Source organism: Limnohabitans sp. (assembly GCF_017848645.1).
Lineage (GTDB): Bacteria > Pseudomonadota > Gammaproteobacteria > Burkholderiales > Burkholderiaceae_C > Limnohabitans_A.
In genome coordinates, this window is the sequence record NZ_JAFEIF010000065.1 from 1 (window position 1) to 13,494 (window position 13,494).

The 13,494-nt window shown below is 61.2% G+C and carries 15 protein-coding genes; 11 read left to right on the plus strand and 4 right to left on the minus strand.

Annotated elements, in window-relative coordinates; all coding sequences use genetic code 11:
• The 4 genes from QZ190_RS14035 to QZ190_RS14050 form a co-directional block, all read left to right on the plus strand.
• Positions 1-280, plus strand: a 280-nt coding sequence (locus QZ190_RS14035; RefSeq protein ID WP_291917351.1) for a hypothetical protein, incomplete at its 5' end; no start/stop codon positions are given.
• Positions 277-1,425 carry a glycosyltransferase gene (locus tag QZ190_RS14040; RefSeq protein ID WP_291917353.1) on the plus strand — a complete coding sequence of 383 codons (1,149 nt, stop codon included), beginning with the start codon at positions 277-279 and terminating at the stop codon, positions 1,423-1,425. The genes QZ190_RS14035 and QZ190_RS14040, both read left to right, overlap by 4 nt.
• A 121-nt stretch (positions 1,426-1,546) precedes the next feature.
• Positions 1,547-1,777, plus strand: a complete 231-nt coding sequence (locus QZ190_RS14045; RefSeq protein ID WP_291917355.1) for a hypothetical protein — start codon at positions 1,547-1,549, stop codon at positions 1,775-1,777.
• 6 nt (positions 1,778-1,783) lie between these two features.
• Positions 1,784-2,164 (plus strand): Fic family protein, encoded by a 381-nt coding sequence (locus QZ190_RS14050; RefSeq protein ID WP_291917357.1) that lies wholly within the window; start codon positions 1,784-1,786, stop codon positions 2,162-2,164.
• Positions 2,165-2,238: 74 nt separating this feature from the next.
• Here the strand turns inward: QZ190_RS14050 and QZ190_RS14055 are convergent, their stop codons facing one another.
• From QZ190_RS14055 to ftsH, 3 genes are all read right to left on the minus strand, one after another.
• Complete coding sequence (locus QZ190_RS14055; RefSeq protein ID WP_291917359.1) at positions 2,239-2,871, minus strand: DUF4377 domain-containing protein; 633 nt, start codon at positions 2,869-2,871, stop codon at positions 2,239-2,241.
• A gap of 212 nt (positions 2,872-3,083) precedes the next feature.
• Positions 3,084-4,418, minus strand: a complete 1,335-nt coding sequence (locus QZ190_RS14060) for an ATP-binding protein (protein WP_291917361.1) — start codon at positions 4,416-4,418, stop codon at positions 3,084-3,086.
• 97 nt (positions 4,419-4,515) lie between these two features.
• Entirely contained in the window at positions 4,516-6,342 is a 1,827-nt protein-coding gene (gene ftsH, locus QZ190_RS14065; RefSeq protein ID WP_291917382.1) for an ATP-dependent zinc metalloprotease FtsH, read from the minus strand.
• A 348-nt stretch (positions 6,343-6,690) separates the two neighbouring features.
• Here ftsH and QZ190_RS14070 point away from each other — a divergent pair, with 348 nt between their 5' ends.
• Positions 6,691-7,125 carry an Hsp20/alpha crystallin family protein gene (locus QZ190_RS14070; protein ID WP_291917363.1) on the plus strand — a complete coding sequence of 145 codons (435 nt, stop codon included), beginning with the start codon at positions 6,691-6,693 and terminating at the stop codon, positions 7,123-7,125.
• Between the two features lie 67 nt (positions 7,126-7,192).
• On the opposite strand, the gene QZ190_RS14075 is transcribed toward QZ190_RS14070, so the two are convergent.
• On the minus strand, positions 7,193-7,771 hold the full coding sequence (locus tag QZ190_RS14075) for an HPF/RaiA family ribosome-associated protein (protein WP_291917364.1): 579 nt from the start codon (positions 7,769-7,771) through the stop codon (positions 7,193-7,195).
• 272 nt (positions 7,772-8,043) lie between these two features.
• Here QZ190_RS14075 and QZ190_RS14080 point away from each other — a divergent pair, with 272 nt between their 5' ends.
• From QZ190_RS14080 to secG, 6 genes are all read left to right on the plus strand, one after another.
• Positions 8,044-8,502 (plus strand): CBS domain-containing protein, encoded by a 459-nt coding sequence (locus tag QZ190_RS14080; RefSeq protein ID WP_291917367.1) that lies wholly within the window; start codon positions 8,044-8,046, stop codon positions 8,500-8,502.
• 194 nt (positions 8,503-8,696) lie between these two features.
• Positions 8,697-8,963, plus strand: a complete 267-nt coding sequence (gene rpsO / locus QZ190_RS14085; RefSeq protein WP_019428565.1) for a 30S ribosomal protein S15 — start codon at positions 8,697-8,699, stop codon at positions 8,961-8,963.
• Between the two features lie 218 nt (positions 8,964-9,181).
• Positions 9,182-11,287 carry a polyribonucleotide nucleotidyltransferase gene (gene pnp, locus QZ190_RS14090; RefSeq protein ID WP_291917374.1) on the plus strand — a complete coding sequence of 702 codons (2,106 nt, stop codon included), beginning with the start codon at positions 9,182-9,184 and terminating at the stop codon, positions 11,285-11,287.
• A 104-nt stretch (positions 11,288-11,391) separates the two neighbouring features.
• Positions 11,392-12,402 carry an NAD(P)H-quinone oxidoreductase gene (locus QZ190_RS14095; RefSeq protein WP_291917376.1) on the plus strand — a complete coding sequence of 337 codons (1,011 nt, stop codon included), beginning with the start codon at positions 11,392-11,394 and terminating at the stop codon, positions 12,400-12,402.
• 5 nt (positions 12,403-12,407) lie between these two features.
• A complete protein-coding gene (gene tpiA, locus QZ190_RS14100) occupies positions 12,408-13,154 on the plus strand; it encodes a triose-phosphate isomerase (protein ID WP_291917378.1) in 747 nt (248 codons plus the stop codon).
• Positions 13,155-13,192: 38 nt separating this feature from the next.
• A partial coding sequence (secG, locus tag QZ190_RS14105; protein ID WP_291917380.1) for a preprotein translocase subunit SecG occupies positions 13,193-13,494 on the plus strand: 302 nt, incomplete at its 3' end.

A 13,494-nucleotide genomic window follows, 5' to 3' on the forward strand; every position in this document is an offset into this window, starting at 1 on the left:
GTTGTTTGGTGCGCCTTATGCCGAGGCCGGGGCGCTGCTGCCTTGGGTGTTGGCGATGCTGCCTTTTGCCTTGGCCAATTTGGTGTTGGGTCCGTGGCTGGCGGCTTTGGGCCTTGAGCGTGGGCTGGCTTTGGGCATGTTGTTGGCGGGCGCGGTGTTGTTGCTGGCTTTGTTGTGGGCGGTGCCTGTGTGGGGCTTGCAGGGGGCGGCGGTGGCGGTGGCTGTGTCGCATGCGGCCTTGTTGGTTTGGGGCTGGTGGCTGGGAGGGCGCAGCGCATGAGTGGCTCGGATGTCAACCCCAAGGGCGCAGGGCAGGGCCTGTGTGTGTTGTATGACTTTTTGCAGGTGCCGGGCGGGGCCGAGCGGGTGACGCTGGTTTTGGCGGGCGCCTGGCCTGGCAGTCAGGTGCGGGTGTCGCGGGTGAGCCCGTCGACCGATGCGTTGGTGCAGGCGCTGGCACCAACACCTGCGCAGCCCTTGTCGGTACGTGAAGTGGGTTGGCGATGGGCGCGGCCGCTGGGCTGGGTGTTGCAGGCTTTGCTGTCGTTTCGCTGGGGGCGGGTGCTGCCCGAGGGGGCGTCTGCGGTGGTGTACAGCGGGTTTTATGCGCCTTTGGCGGTGCATGGGCAGCGCACGGGGCGGCGTGTGTATTACGGCCACACGGTGCCGCGTTTTGCCTACGATTTGCGGGCGCATTTCAGGGCGCAGTACCCGTGGTTTTTGCGGCCTTTGTTCGATGTGTTCACCTGGGGCCTGCGCGGCATGTACCGGCGGGCTTTGCTGCGCATGGATGTGTTGGTGGTGAATTCGGAAAATGTGCGTTTGCGGCTGCAGCGGCATTTGGGCTTGCAGGCGCAGGTGGTGCATCCGCCTGTGGATGTGGCGCGTTTTGCGTGGTTGGCCGATGGCGATTATTTTGTCTCGACGGCGCGGCTGGAGCCTCTGAAGCGGGTGGATGTGCTGGTGCAGGCTTTTTTGCAGATGCCGCATGAGCGTTTGGTGGTGTGCTCGGGCGGCAGCGAGTTGGCGCGTTTGCAGGCTTTGGCGGCAGGTGCGGCCAATATTTCGTTCACCGGTTGGACCGATGAGCTGCAGATGGCGCAAATTGTGGGGCGCGCACGCGCTTCGCTGTATGTGCCGGTGGACGAGGACTTTGGCATGTCGCCTGTGGAGTCGATGGCCGCGGGCAAGCCGGTGATTGGCGTGGCCGAGGGCGGGCTGCTGGAGACGGTGGTGCACGGAGAAACCGGGTTGCTGCTGGCGCCCACCTTCGATGCTTCTGATGTGTGCGCGGCTGTGCAGGCCATGACCCCCAGCCGCGCCCAAGGCATGCGCCAGGCGTGTGAGGCCCGCGCCAGGCGCTTTGACACAGCGCATTTTGTGCAGCGCATGCGCGAGGTGCTGACGGGCCCACGCGCTGGTTAATTGGGGTCAGATCCCAATTGTTTTTGATGTTGATTGGATCCACGGGTGACTTTTTATTTTGGAAGCAGATGTCATCTTGCTTTGTCATGAAATATCAAGATGAAAAATGATGGGGATGAGGATGACCACCAACGTACGCGAGAAGTTTTCTTCCCAAGCGGCTCCCGATGTGCTGCTGGCTCTGCGACAAATTGCCGAAAATCAGGGGCGTCAGTTTCAGGCGGTGCTTGACGATGCTTTGCGTGACTACATTGATCGTCAGCAAAAAGAGCGCCCGCGACGGCATGTGATGGCTGCTTTCGCGTCCAGCCTTGATGAATTCGACCATCTTTACCGCGAACTGGCAAAGTAAGCCGTGGTGCTCGATGACCTGACCGTCGCCGACGTGCTGGGCATGCACACGGTGTTGATGAAGCGATTTGGGGGTGGGATGGGGGTGCGTGATCCTGGTGCGCTAGAGGCAGCCTTGTTTCGCCCGCAAACAGGCTATTACGACGATATCGTGGCGCAGGCAGCGGCGCTACTGGAAAGCTTGGCCATCAACCATCCATTTGTGGATGGGAACAAGCCATTGGCCTTTGCTGCAACCGATGTGTTTCTGCGCATCAACGGTTGGCGGCTGCACCGTGCGCCATCACAGATTCACGCCGAGATGATCCAAATGTTCGAGTCTGGCACTTTTGACATCGCCCACTTGGACCCATGGTTGCGTGGGTTTGCCGAGTCGCAATCCTCATAAATTGGGGTCAGATCCCAATTTTTTCACGCTCAATCGCCCACGGGGTGGGCTCTTACGAGGGGGCATCGCCCGCGTCAGCGCAGCTTTTTGATGAATTTGTAGGTGATGCTGGGGGCGTCGGCTGGCACGTTTTCCTGTCGGTCTTTGCGCACGCGCAAGAGTTGGCGTTTGCCGGTTTGGTGTTGGTAGCCTTGGATTTCGCCGTAGAGCGGTGTCCAGCGGGGCTTTTTCTGGCCGTCTTGCAGCTCGCGCACCATCAGGCATTGCATCTCGATCAGGCCGGTGCATTTTTGGCGATGGGCGGCCACTTCAAGGGTGACGGCGCTGCTCATCCAGGGGCGGATGCAGCTGGCCATTTCGGCGTTCCAGACGAAACCCGCTGAGCCTTTGCAGCCGTGTGCGTCGCTGTCGCTGCCGGGCATGGGCTGTGGCTGAGGCATGGGTTGAGGTTGGGGCGCGGGCTGAGGCAAGGGCTGTGTTTGGGGCATGGCGGTGTGCGGGCATTCGCCTTGGGCGATGAAGCGGGCTTGGGCGCCGTCGAGTACGCAGCGGTTGGGGAAGGTTTGTGGCGCTTGGCCTGCGATTTGGCCGCAAACGGGGGCGTATTCGCGGGTGCAAATTTGCGCTTGGGCCGCAGTGGCGGACCACAGGCCTAGTACGACCAGGGCGCTGTTCAAAAGGATGCGAAGGCTGGTTTGTTTTTTCATGCTCAGACGGGGTAAGTGTGGCGTGCAAGTTTACGAAAACCCATGGCTTTGGCGCTGTGCCGCTGTTTTCTTTTGTAAGCACTTGAAAGCGGTTTGGGCAGTCTGGCCTGGAGGAAATTGGGGTCAGATCCCAATTGTTTTCTTGTTGGTTATTCGCCTTAAGCAATCGACCTTTCAGGGTCGTGGCCTTCGAATGGAGGGCGTGGAACGCGTCAAGGGTTCTGGGCAGTTTCTGGGTTGAGCAGCCAAGTGGTGGCCCGGTGCAGCTCTATGCCTTGGGGCAAGGCCAGCACGGGGGGCGTGGTCAGGCTGATGAGCATTCGCCTGGCGTGGGGCCAGAGAGTTTGGGTGTCTTGCAGGGCGCGTACTTCTCGCGTCAGCGTGGCAGGGTCGGTCAGGTCCAGGCACACTTGAACCAGCCAAGTTTCGCCTTGGGGCAGTTGTGCGCAAAAGTCGACCTCGTAGCCGCCGGGGGTGTGCACATAGGCCGTGTGTGCGCCAAGGCGTTGCAGGGCGTGGAGCACCGCAGTTTCCAGGGCGTGGCCCGTGTTGGGTTTGCCGCTCAATTCAAACAAGGCCATGAGGCCCGTGTCCACAGGATAGATCTTGCGTGGGTTGACTTGTCTGCGGCGCACCGAGTCGCTGGCCAGTTCAATGCTGGTGAGCAAAAAGCTGTCTTCCAGGTGGGCCAGCATTTGGTGCAGGCTGTCTTTGCCAATGGCCACGCCACGGGATTTGAGGTCGCCATGGAATTTGTTGATGCTGAAAGCGCCCGCGGTATTACCCAGCAGTTGCTGCACCAGCCAGCGAAGAACTTGCGGCTGTTGGAGGTTGTGCCGCTCAATGATGTCACGCAACAAGACGACGTCGACGTAGTTGCGCATCAGTTCAATGCGGCTTCGTGCGTCGATCGCCTGTGCCTCAGGAAAGCCCCCTGTGTGGAGGTAGCCCAGCAGGGCGTGGTCAAGCTTGGAGTGCTCAGCTTTGGTCAGGCGGTCGCTTGGTTTGCTGGGCTCTTGGCCCGCATGGCGCAAGGCTTCACGAAAGCTAAAGGGTGTCACCACGGCTTCAAGTGCCCGGCCTCGCATGCTGGTGGCGACTTCGCGTGAGAGCAGTTTGGCGGACGAGCCTGACAGGAACAGTTCGATGTTTTCTGTGTCCAAAAGGCGTCTGACAAAGAGTTCCCACCCGGTGACGGTCTGGATTTCGTCGAGGAAGAGGGTGCAGCGCTGGGCTTCGCGCCATTCGGGGTGCAGCCGGTAGTACTCGTCGACCAGCACATCAAGGTCGCTGGCTTGGAGGTCTGCCAGGCGTTCGTCTTCAAAGCTGAAATAGAGCAGACCTTCACGTGGCGTGCCTTGACGGTGCCTTTGGGCCAGTTGTTGCCACAAAAAGCTGGTTTTGCCCGCCCGCCTCATGCCAATGACGGCCAGCGCCTTGCCTTGCACAGCGGGCAGCCACACATCACGCGGGGTGAGTGTCGGCAGCGCAGCGGCTTGGCTGTCCAGGATTTTTTGCCGGACGATGGTGCGAAATTGGCTTTGCATGAGAGATATATTACATGTTTATTGTCCTTCTTGAAAGGACAATAAATCGGCACTCATTGGCGCGCACCATCTATTGGGGGCGCGGTACTGTGAAACCTCAAGCGGGTTCTGGCACTAGGTCACCGGTCAGTTGTTTCAGGGCTTGGGTGTCCAGGGTTTCGAGTTGGAGCAGCTCTTGCGAGCAGCGTTCGAGCACGTGGCGGTTGGCCTGCAGGATGCGGGTGGCGCGTTGCAGGTTGTGCGCGAGCAGGGCGGCAATGGCGGCGTCGAGCTTTTGTTGTGTGGCCTCCGAAACCGGCTCGGGGGCGGGAGTCAGAAACGGCTCGTTCAGGGGGAGTGGTGCGCCGCGTTGGCTGTCGTGGCTCACGCAGCCCAGGGCTTCGTCCATGCCGTAGCGCATGACCATTTCGCGGGCGATTTGCGTGGCCTTGGCCAGGTCGTCGGCCGCGCCGGTCGAGATGTGGCCGAGCATGAGTTTTTCGGCGGCGCGGCCGCCCAGGAGCACGCAGATTTTGCGCTCGAGCTCGGCTTGCGTCATCAGGTAGCGGTCTTCGGTGGGGCGCTGGATGGTGTAGCCCAGCGAGCCGATGCCGCGGGCCACGATGGAGACCTTGTGCACTGTGTCGCCATCGGGCAGGGCCAGGGCCACCAGCACATGGCCCATTTCGTGGTGGGCCACGGTCAGGCGCTCTTGGGGGTTGAGCACGCGGTTGCGCTTTTCCAGGCCGGCCACGATGCGCTCTACCGCTGCCGTGAAGTCGGCCAGGCCCACGCTGTCGGCGTGGCGGCGCGTGGCCACGATGGCCGCTTCGTTGACCAGGTTGGCCAGGTCTGCCCCGGTGAAGCCGGGGGTGATGGCGGCCACCTCGGGCAGCGACAGCTTCGGGTCCAGCGACACTTTGCGCACGTGCACGTTCAGGATGTCGATGCGGCCTTTTTTGTCGGGTTTGTCCACCAGCACCTGCCGGTCAAAGCGGCCAGCGCGCAGCAAGGCGGGGTCGAGGATTTCGGGGCGGTTGGTGGCCGCCAGAATGATCACGCCCGAGCCGGTGTCAAAGCCGTCCATCTCGGCCAGCAGCTGGTTGAGGGTTTGCTCCTTTTCATCGTGCCCGCCCAGGCCCGCAAAGGCGCCGCGTGCGCGGCCGAGCGCGTCGAGCTCGTCGATGAAGATGATGGCCGGTGCCGTTTGGCGCGCTTGCTCAAACAAGTCGCGCACCCGCGCTGCGCCCACGCCGACAAACAGCTCGACAAACTCGCTGCCCGACATCGAGAAAAAGGGCACGCCCGCTTCGCCAGCCACGGCTTTGGCCAGCAGGGTTTTGCCGGTGCCGGGCGGGCCGACCAGCAGCACGCCTTTGGGGGTGTGGGCGCCCAGGCGGCCGTAGTCTTCGGGGTGTTTCAAAAAGTCCACCACCTCCATCAGCTCTTGCTTGGCCTCGTCCACGCCGGCCACATCGGCAAAGTTCACGCCCGTGTCGCGCATCACATAGACCTTGGCGCGGCTTTTGCCGATGTTCAGAAAACTGCCCGCGCCTTGCTGGCCCAGCATGCGACGGATGAGGAAAAACCACAGCCCGAAAAACACCAGCGAGGGCAAGATCCAGGACGCCACATCGCGCAGCCAGGTGCTCTCGATCACGCGGCTGTAGGGCACTGGGTAAGCCTGCAGCCGCTCGGCCAGCTCGGGCTCCACCCGCACTGCAAGCCAGCGCGTTTTGTTGCCAATGGGCTCTTTGAGCTGGCCGATGAGTGTTTGGTCCGAGATGGCCACTTCGGTGATGCGGCCGTCGGCCAGCGCTTGCTCGAACTGGCTGTAGGGCACGGTTTCGGTGGCGGCGCTGCCTTGCAGCAGGCTTTGCACCCACAGCAGCAGCAAGGTGGCCAGCAGGGCGTAGGCCAGCGTCCAGACGGGCCTGGGCGACATGCGGCTGCCCGCTGGGGGGAGTCGGCTCATGGTGTGCGGCGGGTGGTCGGTTGGGGCATGGTGTTCATGCTGAACAACCCGGGCGTGCCTTGCCTTGCGGCAGCGCAAACTTTGGCGCATGCCGGGTGGCTTACCTTTTTTGCAGTAGGGGCTTGGGCGGCGCGGCTTTTTTGGCCAGCGAGGGGCTGGCCCGAGGCCCAGTGTGCATTGCGCCACTGACGCAGCGCGGCCAAACGGCGACAGTGGCCGTGGGGCAGGTCGTGGTGGCCTGCCCTGTGGGTGAACACGGATGGACCCACATCCCAAACAGCGGCAAGGCCGCGAACATTTTTTGCATTGGAGAACCCCATGAGCAACCTGACACGACTGAATCCCTTCAGCGAGCTGCGCGATCCGTTCAGCGACGACTTTTTCAAAGGCTTTGCCTTGCGCCCGGTGTACCGCCTGATGGAGGGCGAGCCCCAGATGCGTCTGGATTTGTCAGAGGACGACAAGAACTTTTTTGTGAAGGCCGAGATTCCGGGCGTGAACAAAGACGACATCAAGGTGTCGGTGGATGGCAACCTGGTGTCGGTGAGCGCTGAGGTGCGCAAGGAAAAAGAGGAAAAAGAGGGGGCCAAGCTGATCCGCTGCGAGCGCTATTACGGCAGTGTCTCGCGCACCTTCACGCTCGATGAAAGCGTGGACCAGGATGCTGCGAAGGCCAAGTACGAAAACGGTGTGCTGCAGCTGACTTTGCCCAAAAAGCACAACGGCCAAAGCCATGTTCTGAAGATCGCCTGAGTTCAGGGCCGGGGGCAGGCATGGCCCACTGGGGTGGTCCATGCCTTGGGTTGAGGCTTGGGGCCGATCAAACCAGAATGTGGTGCTTGCCCACCGGATACACGCTGCTGGCGTGTGGCCCTTCTTCGCCCATGTCTTCGATGTAGTAGACGGGCGTGCCTTCTTGGAGTTTGTCCAGTTCTTCACCGATCAGGCTGTTGCGGTGAAAGTAGAGCCAGCGGCCATCGGCCGACTCGATGCGCCCGAAGCTCTTGTCGGGTGAAATCTCGGTGATGTGGCCGTGCGGCCTTTGTTCGTGGTGCTTGACCTGGCCTTGCTGGTGGCGCACCAGGTCTTCAAGCTGGCGGCGCATGGCCTTGAAGACATCGCGCACGGCCACATGGGCATCGGTGTAGGCGTGGTTTTGATCGGGCTCGCGCCCGGCCACCAGTTCGTGGCCCGTGGTTTTGATGTCGACGCGAACGTGAAAGTGCTTGCCTTGGTGGTGGTGCTTGTGCAGTAGCTCCACCGTCACGCGGCAGCTGTTGATACCGGTGTAGAACTGCCCCAGTTTGTCCACTTGCTCGCGGATGCGGCTGTCCAGAGCGTCGGATTTTTCCAGGTCGCGAAAAGTGACTTGCAAGGGAATGAGGTGCGGTTGTGTCATGGTGCTTTCTGGGTGGGTGGTGGTTCGGTTGGGTCAACCTCTGCCCAAGTGGCGGTCCCGCTTTGGGCATCTGGCTGGGTGAGCCGCACCCCAGGGGCGCGGCCCAGCTGTGCATCTTGTGCCCTGAGGTGTGCCTTGTCTGTGGGGCTGGGCACACATGCCTGGGTGTGCTGAGGAACCGACACCCGGCGGGTCGGGGTGCACCATGGCGGCGGTGTGGCCAACGCAAAGCCGGCTGCCCAAGCTTTTTAACCTTGATGCCAGGAGCCAAGATGGGCCAACAATTGACAGCGGGTGACATTTGCAAGCGCAAGGTGTCGGTGGCTTACCAGCACACCAGCGTGGTGGCGGCCGCACAGCTCATGCGCGAAGACCATGTGGGCTGCCTTGTGGTGGTGGAGGACGCCAACGGCAGCCAGGTGCGCGGGCTGATCACGGACCGTGACATCGTCATGTCGGTGGTGGCCATGGGGCTGGACCCGGAGCCTTTGTGTCTGGAGGACGTGATGAGCGCACGCCTGGTCACGGCCAACGAGGGTGATTCGCTGCCAGAGCTGATGCGCAACATGCGTGAGTACGGCGTGCGGCGTGTGCCCGTGGTCGGTGCCAACGACGAGTTGATGGGCATTGTCACCTTGGATGGCGTGCTCAAAATCCTGGCGCACGAGATGAACCTGCTGGTGGGCTCGATTGACACCAGTTTGAAGCACGAGCGCGTGCGCAGGCCTTGAAAGCCGCATCATTGGGGGCGGCTGGGCCAGTTCTTGAGGGGGTGAGGGTGGCCCGACGGGGCCTTGTTTCGGGCTATAATCCGCCTGTTTTGCGATTTGCAAAGCGCACGCCATTGGCTTTTCCAGCCGCTGGCGCAAGTCATTCACCCGCCAAAGTTCATGTTTGAACCCGGCGAAACAACAAGGAAAACACCATGATTGCATCCTCAATCAAGGCAGAGGTCGTCAAGGCCAACGCACGTGCAGCCAACGACACTGGGTCCCCAGAAGTCCAAGTGGCTTTGCTGACAGCCCGTATCAACGAGCTGACACCTCACTTCAAAACACACGCCAAAGACCATCACGGTCGCCGCGGTCTGCTGCGCATGGTGAGCCGTCGCCGCAAATTGCTGGACTACCTCAAGTCCCGTGATGCTGACCGTTACGTTGCGCTGATCGCCAAGCTTGGCCTGCGTAAGTAATCGTCTGTCCAGATGAAAAGCGCCTGAGTTAGTTCACTAGCTCAGGCGCTTTATTCTTTTTTCAGTCGGAATTTGTCAGGGCGATCTCGCGCTGTGTCATTCCACAAGGCTTTACAGCAAAGTTTTGCAAGGTTTTGTGGAATGGCATCGAGTTCAGAGCGTCAACTTCCGGGCCCACAGTGCAGCCTCATGCACTTTTGTTTTCAGGAGTTCTGAACATGTCCATTTTCAACAAAGTTACCAAAACCTTCCAATGGGGCCAGCACACGGTCAAGATGGAAACCGGCGAAGTCGCTCGCCAAGCTGGCGGCGCAGTGCTGCTCGACATGGAAGGCACCGTGGTGCTGGCCACCGTCGTGGGCTCCAAGATCGCCAAGGCCGGTCAAGACTTTTTCCCCCTCACGGTCGATTACATCGAGAAGACGTACGCCGCAGGCAAGATTCCTGGCAGCTTCTTTAAGCGTGAAGCCAAGCCCAGCGAGCACGAGACCCTGACCAGCCGTCTGATCGACCGCCCGATCCGCCCGCTGTTCCCCGAAGGTTTCTACAACGACGTGCACGTGGTCATCCACACCGTGTCCTTGAACCCTGAAGTCGATGCCGACATCGCCGCGATGATCGCCGTGTCTGCCGCCTTGTCCATCTCGGGCATTCCGTTCAACGGCCCTATCGGTGCGGCCCGCGTGGGTTACATCAATGGCGAGTATGTCCTGAACCCCGGCCAGACCCAGCGCAAAAACAGCGTGATGGATCTGGTGGTGGCCGGTACCGAAGCCGCTGTGCTGATGGTCGAATCCGAAGCCCAGCAACTGTCCGAAGAAATCATGTTGGGCGGCGTGGTGTATGGCCACGAGCAGTCGGCGATTGCCATCAACGCGATCCACGAGCTGGTGCGCGAAGCCGGCAAGCCTGTGTGGGACTGGCAAGCGCCTGCCCGTGACACGGCTTTCGAAAGCAAGCTGGCCTCTTTGGCCGAAGAAAAGCTGCGTGCCGCCTACCAGATCCGCAACAAGCAAGCCCGCACACACGCTTGCCGCGAGGCTTACGCTTCGGTCAAAGTGGCTCTGGCCGAAGAGGGCGTGGCCTTTGACAGCGTCAAGCTCGACGGCCTGATGTTCGAAATCGAAGCGCGCATTGTGCGCAGCCAGATTTTGGCTGGTGAGCCCCGCATCGACGGCCGCGACACACGCACTGTGCGCCCCATCGAAATCCGCAACAGCGTGTTGCCCCGCACCCACGGCTCGGCCTTGTTCACACGTGGCGAGACCCAGGCTTTGGTCATCACCACTTTGGGCACCGAGCGCGACGCGCAGCGCATCGACGCATTGGCTGGCGAGTTCGAAGACCGCTTCATGTTCCACTACAACATGCCTCCCTTTGCCACCGGCGAAGTGGGCCGCATGGGCAGCACCAAGCGCCGCGAAATCGGCCACGGCCGTTTGGCCAAGCGTGCTTTGGCCGCTGTGCTGCCGAGCAAAGAAGAGTTCCCCTACACCGTGCGTGTGGTGTCCGAGATCACCGAATCGAACGGTTCTTCGTCCATGGCTTCGGTCTGCGGCGGCTGCTTGTCGATGATGGACGCGGGCGTGCCGATGAAAGCCCACGTGGCCGGTATCGCCATGGGCCTGATCAAGGAAGACAACCGCTTTGCGGTGTTGACCGACATCTTGGGTGACGAAGACCACCTGGGCGACATGGACTTCAAAGTGGCCGGTACCACCAACGGTATCACCGCTTTGCAGATGGACATCAAGATCCAGGGCATCACCAAGGAAATCATGCAAGTCGCTTTGGCTCAAGCCAAAGAAGCGCGCATGCACATTCTGGGCAAGATGCAAGAAGCGATGAGCGAAGCCAACACCGAAGTGTCTGATTTCGCGCCCAAGCTCTTCACCATGAAGATCAACCCCGAGAAAATCCGTGACGTGATCGGCAAAGGCGGCGCGACCATCCGCGCCCTGACCGAAGAAACCGGCTGCCAGATCAACATCGAAGAAGACGGCACGATCACCATCGCGGCGACCGACGGCGAGAAGGCCGACATCGCTAAAAAGCGCATCGAGCAGATCACCGCCGAAGTCGAAATCGGCAAGGTCTACGAAGGCCCGGTCACCAAGATCCTGGACTTCGGTGCCCTGATCAACTTGCTGCCTGGCAAAGACGGTCTGCTGCACATCAGCCAGATCGCCCACGAGCGCGTCGAAAAAGTGACCGACTACCTGAGCGAAGGCCAGATCGTCAAAGTCAAGGTCATGGAAACCGACGAAAAAGGCCGCATCAAGTTGTCGATGAAGGCTTTGCTGGACCGTCCTGCACAAGGCTGAGTCGTGTTGGGCGTTGAGGGTTGAGCGTTGAAAGAGATGCTTTTAACCCCCAACACCCAAGCATCGATCCACGCTGAACGCCAAACGCTGAACGCACATCGACCATGAACGTCATCGAAATCCAAAGCTACGGTGCACCTGCGGTGCTGGTGCCCGGCTCCCGTCCCGACCCTGTGGCCGGGGCAGGGGAGTTGCTTATTCGCGTCTCGGCCAGCGGCATCAACCGCCCCGATGTGCTGCAGCGCACCGGCCACTACCCTGTGCCGCCGGGTGCCTCGGACATCCCGGGCCTGGAGGTGGCGGGTGTGGTGGTGTCGGGTGATGCAGTGGCCATGGCCGAGGCCGGTTTTGCAGTGGGCGACCGCGTGTGCGCCCTGGTGGCTGGTGGCGGTTATGCGCAGCTGTGTGTGGCCCCGGTGGCCCAGTGTTTGCCTGTGCCCAAGGGCCTGACAGACACCGAAGCCGCTTCGCTGCCCGAGACCTTCTTCACTGTGTGGAGCAATGTGTTTGACCGCGGTCGTTTGCAAGCGGGTGAGACCCTGTTGATTCAGGGCGGCACCAGCGGTATTGGCGTCACGGCCATCCAGATGGCCAAGGCCGCTGGCGCGACCGTGATCACCACGGCCGGGTCTGACGACAAGTGCCAGGCTTGCCTGGCCTTGGGTGCGGACCACGCCATCAATTACAAGACCACCGATTTCGTCGCCGAGGTCAAACGCCTCACCGGCGGTGTGGGTGTGAACGTGATTTTGGACATGGTCGCGGGTGACTACGTGGCGCGTGAGGTCGAGGCCTTGGCCGAAGATGGCCGCCTGGTCATCATCGCGGTGCAAGGCGGCATCCAAAGCGGGTTCAATGCTGGCTTGGTCTTGCGCCGCCGTTTGACGATCACGGGTTCCACCCTGCGTCCACGCCCTGTGGCGTTCAAGGCGGCGATTGCCCAGTCTTTGCGCAAAACCGTTTGGCCCTGGATCGAATCAGGCCGCATCAAGCCGGTCATCCACAGCGTGTTCGCTGCGGCAGAGGCGGGCGGTGGTTTGCCATCGGGTGCGGCGCAAGCCCATGCTTTGATGGAAACCAACCAGCATGTGGGCAAGTTGGTGGTGACTTGGTGATGGGCATGACCAGCAAATTGATGGTGGGCAACTGGAAGATGCATGGCAGCTTGGCTGCCAATGCCTCTTTGTTGCCTGACATCTTGAGCGGCATGGGCGGTGTGACTTGCCGTGCTGCCGTGTGCGTGTCTGCAGTCTATTTGGCGCAAGCGCAAAGCCTGTTGACCGGTTCGGCCTTGGCTTGGGGTGCGCAAGATGTGTCGGCCCACGAGTCGGGCGCCTACACCGGCGAGGTGTCGGCCGCCATGCTGCATGATTTTGCGGTGCGTTATGCGATTGTTGGGCATTCTGAACGGCGTCAGTACCACGGCGAAACGGATGCTGTGGTGGCCAGCAAAGCCCAGCGTGCCTTGGCCGCAGGCATCACCCCCATCGTGTGTGTGGGTGAGAGCCAGGCAGAGCGCGAAGCGGGTCAGACCGAAAGCGTTGTGAAGCGGCAGTTGGCTGCGGTGATCCATGCCAACGGCCACTGCATCAGCGAAATTGTGGTGGCTTATGAGCCCGTCTGGGCCATTGGCACAGGCCTGACCGCCTCGCCCGAACAAGCCCAGGCTGTGCACGCCGTGTTGCGTGCCCAGTTGCAAGCGGCCACAGCCCACGCAGATCGGGTGTCGATCTTGTACGGCGGCAGCATGAACGCCGACAACGCCGCGTCCTTGCTGGCCCAGCCGGATGTGGACGGTGGCCTGATCGGTGGCGCGTCGCTCAAGGCGCCAGACTTTTTATCGATGTTGAAAGCCGCTTCGCGCTGAGCTTTCAAACCCAGTTTTTATTTTTTCGGAGTATTCAAATGAGCGTGATGTTGACTTTGATTTTGGTGGTGCAGATGTTGTCGGCGCTGGCCATGATTGGCTTGATCCTGATCCAGCACGGCAAGGGTGCTGACATGGGCGCGGCTTTTGGCAGCGGTGGTTCGGGCAGTTTGTTCGGTGCCACGGGCAGCGCGAACTTCATGTCGCGCACCACGGCGGTGTTGGCGGCGGTGTTCTTTGTGTGCACTTTGATGTTGGCTTATTTCGGCAAACTCGCGCCCACCTCGTCGGGCAGCGTGCTCGATGGCCCCGCAGTCACGGCCCCCGCCCCGGTGAACAC

Bases quoted from the DNA above. Each gene is read 5' to 3' on its own strand.
- QZ190_RS14040 (WP_291917353.1), top strand. From the start codon at position 277: ATGAGTGGCTCGGATGTCAACCCCAAGGGCGCAGGGCAGGGCCTGTGT.
- QZ190_RS14045 (WP_291917355.1), top strand. From the start codon at position 1,547: ATGACCACCAACGTACGCGAGAAGTTTTCTTCCCAAGCGGCTCCCGAT.
- QZ190_RS14055 (WP_291917359.1), bottom strand. From the start codon at position 2,871: ATGAAAAAACAAACCAGCCTTCGCATCCTTTTGAACAGCGCCCTGGTC.
- QZ190_RS14060 (WP_291917361.1), bottom strand. From the start codon at position 4,418: ATGCAAAGCCAATTTCGCACCATCGTCCGGCAAAAAATCCTGGACAGC.
- ftsH (WP_291917382.1), bottom strand. From the start codon at position 6,342: ATGTCGCCCAGGCCCGTCTGGACGCTGGCCTACGCCCTGCTGGCCACC.
- QZ190_RS14070 (WP_291917363.1), top strand. From the start codon at position 6,691: ATGAGCAACCTGACACGACTGAATCCCTTCAGCGAGCTGCGCGATCCG.
- QZ190_RS14075 (WP_291917364.1), bottom strand. From the start codon at position 7,771: ATGACACAACCGCACCTCATTCCCTTGCAAGTCACTTTTCGCGACCTG.
- QZ190_RS14080 (WP_291917367.1), top strand. From the start codon at position 8,044: ATGGGCCAACAATTGACAGCGGGTGACATTTGCAAGCGCAAGGTGTCG.
- rpsO (WP_019428565.1), top strand. From the start codon at position 8,697: ATGATTGCATCCTCAATCAAGGCAGAGGTCGTCAAGGCCAACGCACGT.
- pnp (WP_291917374.1), top strand. From the start codon at position 9,182: ATGTCCATTTTCAACAAAGTTACCAAAACCTTCCAATGGGGCCAGCAC.
- QZ190_RS14095 (WP_291917376.1), top strand. From the start codon at position 11,392: ATGAACGTCATCGAAATCCAAAGCTACGGTGCACCTGCGGTGCTGGTG.
- tpiA (WP_291917378.1), top strand. From the start codon at position 12,408: ATGACCAGCAAATTGATGGTGGGCAACTGGAAGATGCATGGCAGCTTG.